The 4757-nt window shown below is 69.0% G+C and carries 4 protein-coding genes; 1 reads left to right on the top strand and 3 read right to left on the bottom strand.

Annotation, left to right across the window (positions count from 1 at the left end):
- A partial coding sequence (locus QOI01_RS04825) for a DNA primase (RefSeq protein ID WP_526379054.1) occupies nt 1-813 on the bottom strand: 813 nt, incomplete at its 3' end.
- A gap of 43 nt (nt 814-856) precedes the next feature.
- Nucleotides 857-2113 (bottom strand): deoxyguanosinetriphosphate triphosphohydrolase, encoded by a 1257-nt coding sequence (locus QOI01_RS04820; RefSeq protein ID WP_526379053.1) that lies wholly within the window; start codon nt 2111-2113, stop codon nt 857-859.
- A gap of 72 nt (nt 2114-2185) precedes the next feature.
- Here QOI01_RS04820 and QOI01_RS04815 point away from each other — a divergent pair, with 72 nt between their 5' ends.
- The gene (locus tag QOI01_RS04815; RefSeq protein ID WP_526379052.1) at nt 2186-4195 is read left to right on the top strand and encodes a TPM domain-containing protein; all 2010 of its coding nucleotides are present in this window, start codon (nt 2186-2188) and stop codon (nt 4193-4195) included.
- A gap of 111 nt (nt 4196-4306) precedes the next feature.
- Here the strand turns inward: QOI01_RS04815 and QOI01_RS04810 are convergent.
- Nucleotides 4307-4757 (bottom strand): putative endonuclease domain-containing protein (locus tag QOI01_RS04810; RefSeq protein ID WP_526379051.1); only part of this gene is annotated, 451 nt, incomplete at its 5' end.

Below are 4757 nucleotides of genomic sequence, written 5' to 3'. Positions count from 1 at the left end.
GGCGATGTCGCGCTTGGCAAGGTCCAGCCCGAACAGGACGTTGGACTTCTTGTAGAGCACCGTCTCCGGGGTGTTGACGTACTTGGCTTCCATGGTGTCGTCGTCGAACAGTCGACGCGCGCCGAAGCCGATCACCTCGCCGCTGGACACCCGGATGGGCCACAGCAGCCGCCGGTGGAAGCGGTCCATGGGACCGCGTCTGCCTTCCCGTGAGAGCCCCGCCGCCTCGAGTTCCTTGAACTCGAAACCCTTGCGCAACAAGTGCTTCGTGAGGGTGTCCCAGCCCGACGGGGCGAAGCCGCAGCCGAACTGTGCGGCCGCATCGGCATCGAAGTTGCGCTCGATCAGGTACTGCCTGGCGGGCGCGGCCTCGGCGGACTGCAGCGTTTCGGCATAGAACGCCTGGGCCGCGGCGTTGGCCGCGATCAGCCTGCTGCGACTACCCCTGTCCCGTTGGACGTTGGTCGCCGACGCGCCGGTGTAGGTGACGGTGTAGCCGAGGCGGTCGGCGAGCATCTCGACGGATTCGACGAAGCTGACGTGTTCGATCTTCTGTAGGAACGCGTAGACGTCGCCACCCTCGCCGCAGCCGAAGCAGTGGAAGTGGCCGTGGTTGGGCCTGACGTGAAACGACGGTGACTTCTCGTCGTGGAACGGACACAACCCCTTCAGCGAGTCGGCGCCGGCCCGCCGCAACTGCACGTAGTCGCCAACGACGTCCTCGATGCGGGTGCCTTCGCGGATCGACGCGATGTCGCGATCGGGAATCCTCCCACCCCGCGTCGCGTCGCTCCTACCCGCCGCTGCCGCCACCGGCACAGTCTATGCGCGCACCAGAGCCCAGCTGACCCGGTTCTCATGCCGATCCGAGACGCTCCAGCCGTCCTTCGGTGTACGACGCGATCTGGTCGAGGATCACCCGTAGCCGCGCACCGTCGTCGGCGGCCGTGTTGAACTCGGGAACGAAGATCGGGTCCAGGGTGGCGGGCGCCCCGGCCAACAGGAACGGGGCGACCCGGTGGATGCGTTCCCGTTGCTGCGCCTGGAGTTCGAGGTGCGGTGGATCGGACATGATGAACTGCAGCGCGAGGATCTTGAGCAACACGACCTCGGCGCGCACCGTCGCGGGTACCGACAGCTCCGCCTGGTAGCGGACCCGCGGCCCCGGGCCGGTGATCTCCCTGGTGGCCGCGATGGCCGCGGACGCGAACCGTCCGACGAACTCGCTGGTCAGCTTCTTCAAGGCGACCGACGCAGCCAGTGTCCCGTCGTACTTCCCGACGGTGGCGACCACCGGCAGCGCCGAGAGTCGCTCCGAGGCCGCGATCAGGTCCTCAGCGGCGAGCCCGCCCCCCATACCGCTGGCCTGGCCGAGCCTGCCGAGGACCGCCGCCGCGTCGTCGTCGGCGAGGACGCGCAGGTCGATGCGGCCCGACACCACGCCGTCCTCGACGTCGTGCACCGAGTACGCGACGTCGTCGGCCCAGTCCATGATCTGGGCCTCCAGGCACGGCTTGCCGTCGGTGGCGCGGTCGCGGACCCACGTCGCAGCTGACGCGTCGTCGGCGTAGAAGCCGAACTTGCCCTTCTCGGGCCCGCGGTACCACGGGTATTTGGTCACCGCGTCCAAGGCGGCCCGGGTGAGATTCAGACCCGCGCTACGGCCTTGCGGATCAAGGACTTTCGGCTCCAAGCGGGTGAGGATCCGAAAGTTCTGGGCATTGCCCTCGAACCCGCCGAAGTCTCCTGCCAACTCCTCGAGCGCCCGCTCGCCGTTGTGTCCATACGGCGGGTGGCCGATGTCGTGCGCCAGGCCCGCGAGGTCGACCAGGTCCGGGTCACATCCCAGACCGATGGCCATCCCACGGCCGATCTGAGCGACTTCCAGCGAGTGGGTCAGCCGCGTGCGGGGCGTCTCGCTCAGGCGCGGCCCGACGACCTGCGTCTTGTCGGCCAGCCGCCGGAAGGCCGCGCTGTGCAGAACCCGTGCGCGGTCCCGCGCGAAGTCGGTGCGGTGTTCTGTGTCGGTCCCCGGCAGGGCGGCACCCTTCGGCGCTTCGACCACCATGCGCTGCCGGTCGAAGTCGTCGTAGAGGTCCTTGGAGATCGTCACCGACGCACAGTCTGCCAGGACGGTACGCCGGTCTTCGGTGCCCGTCGGGTCCAGCGCACTAGATTGGCGGTCATGCGCATCGCCCGCTTCTCGAGCATGCTTCTCGCCGTCCTGACCGTAGGCGCACTCCTGGCTCCGAACCTCCCCACGGCCAATGCCGAGCCGCCGCTTCGGCTGACCAACTACGTCACCGACAACGCGGGTGTCCTGGACGTAGGCGCCCTCAGCGAGGTCAAGACTGCCGTCGACGACCTCTACACGGCTCGTCGAATCCGGCTCTGGGTCGTCTACGTCGACGACTTCTCCGGTCAGACGGGCGTGGCGTGGGCGCAAAGGGCCATGAGCGTCAACAACTTCCAGCCGGACCAGGACGCGATTCTGGCGGTGGCCACCCAGGACCGCGACTACGCACTGCTCGCGGGAACGGCAATCCTCAGCGACTCCGATCAGGCCAACCTTCGCCGCAACGAGGTCGAACCCGCCCTGCGCCAAGGCGACTGGGCAGGTGCCGCGACGGTGGCCGCGACGGGGCTGAAGAACGACACCGCCTCGACCGGAGGCGTCTCGTGGGTAAGCATCCTCGTCTTCCTCGTGGTGCTCGCCCTGGCAGTCCTCGCGCTGGTGATGTGGCGCAGCCGCAGGCGGCGCAAGCGCCGCGAGGCGGAGTTCGCCGCCGCCCAGCGGGTAGACCCGGCCGATCCCAACGCGCTGGCCTCGCTGTCCATCGATGCGCTCGACGACCTGTCGAAGTCCGTCGTCGTCGAGGTCGACAACGCCGTACGGACCAGCGACAACGAGCTCGCACTGGCGGTGGAGGAGTTCGGCGAGAAGGACACCGCTCCGTTCGTCCAGGCCGTGGCGAGTGCGAAGACGGCACTGACGCAGGCCTTCAACGTGCGCCAGATCCTCGACGACGCCATCCCCGAAACGCCGCAACAACGCCGCGACCTGCTGACCCGCGTCATCGTCGCCGCTGCAAGGGCCGACGATGAGCTGGAGGCGCAACGCGGAGCCTTTCAGCAGCTGCGCGACCTGGTGATCAACGCGCCGGACCGGCTGGACACCCTCACTCAGCAGATGGTCGCCCTGACGGCGCGCATCGAGCCAAGCGCGCAATCGCTGGCGGCGCTGCACTCGCAGTTCTCCGACACCGCGCTGGCGTCGGTGGCGGGCAACGTCGACACCGCCAAGCAGCGGTTGTCATTCGCCGACCAGAACATCACCGTCGGACGCACGCTGGTCGCCAAGCCCGCCGGTCAGCAGGGCGGCCTCGTCGACGCCATCCGGGCGGCGGAATCCGGGCTGGGTCAGGCCCGTACGCTGCTCGACTCCGTCGACAGCGCATCCACCGACATCAACCGCGCCGTGTCGGCGCTGCCCGCAGCCATCGCCGACATCCAGAACGGCATCGACGCCGCAGCGGCTCACTTGGCCAAGGGCAACGTCCCGCGCGGCGGCGACTTGACCGCCGCCCGCGACGCGGCGGAAGTGGCCGTCACTCGCGCGCAGAACGCGGGTGCCGCCGACCCGCTGGGCTCCTTCACCCAGTTGACGCAGGCCGACGCGCAGCTCGACCGGCTGCTGGCCGCGATCAGCGAGGAGCTCGAGACCACGGCACGGCTGGGCCGCGCGTTCGACCAGGCACTGTTCAGCGCACAGTCACAGGTGCGGTCGGTGTCCGACTTCATCGACACTCGCCGCGGCAGCATCGGGCCGGAGGCGCGCACCCGACTCTCGGAGGCGGTGCGTCAACTGGAAGCCGCGCAGGCCACGAAGGCGACCAACCTGTCCGAGGCGATTCAGCATGCCAACGGTGCGGCGATGCTGGCGGCTCAGGCCCAGTCGATGGCGAATGCCGACGTGAGCGCCGCTCAGCGTTCCTACACCGGTCGTTACGGCGGCCCAGGTGGCTTTGGCGGCGGCAACACCGGTGCCGTGCTCGGCGGCATCATCATCGGCAACATCCTGTCGGGTGCGCTGCGCGGCGGCATCGGTGGAAGCGTCGGTGGCGGCGGCGGCTGGAGTCCGACGTCGTTCGGCGGCTCCGGCGGCGACTGGGGCGGCGGCGGCGGCCGCTTCTAGGGGCTTCTCGGGGCTTTCGGGGCATTCGGGGCTTTCGGGATGCTCCGGTTCCCGCGCGAGCGTGCGTGTCTGTACCGAGACACGCCGGGAGACCTGGCATTCCGCGCACGTTCACGCTGCCATCCGTCGATCGAGTTCGAGCTCAATGCGCCGCACCAGATCCCAGGATCTGCGCCTGACGTCGTCGGCGACGATCCCCGTCACGACCCACCCGAGCTCATGCAGCGCAGCCCGCTTCTGGCGGTCCCGGCGCAGTGCCTCCGGGTCGCTGTGGAAGTCGAATCCGTCATACTCGACGGCGAACAGCTGGTCCGGCCAAGCGAAGTCGAGCCGCCACAGTCGGCCGTCGCGATCGATGACCTCGTGCTGCAGAACGGGAGTCGGCACTCCACCGTCGATCATCACGAGTCGGGCTTCGCTCTCCATCGGCGACTCGGCTTCGCTCGCGGCGAACGGGATCAGTTCACGCACCGCCACGATGCCCCGCCTGCCCGCCTGACGCGCGACGGCGGCACGCAGCTCACGGCGATCGCAGGTACCGCTGCGCAGCGCGGCGTCGAGG

Source organism: Mycobacterium sp., assembly GCF_032162605.1.
Taxonomy (GTDB): domain Bacteria; phylum Actinomycetota; class Actinomycetes; order Mycobacteriales; family Mycobacteriaceae; genus Mycobacterium.
This window is presented reverse-complemented; position numbering and strand designations above follow the sequence as displayed.

What these genes read in the sequence shown, in the direction of transcription:
- QOI01_RS04815 (WP_526379052.1), top strand. Translation starts at nt 2,186, where the DNA reads ATGCGCATCGCCCGCTTCTCGAGCATGCTTCTCGCCGTCCTGACCGTA.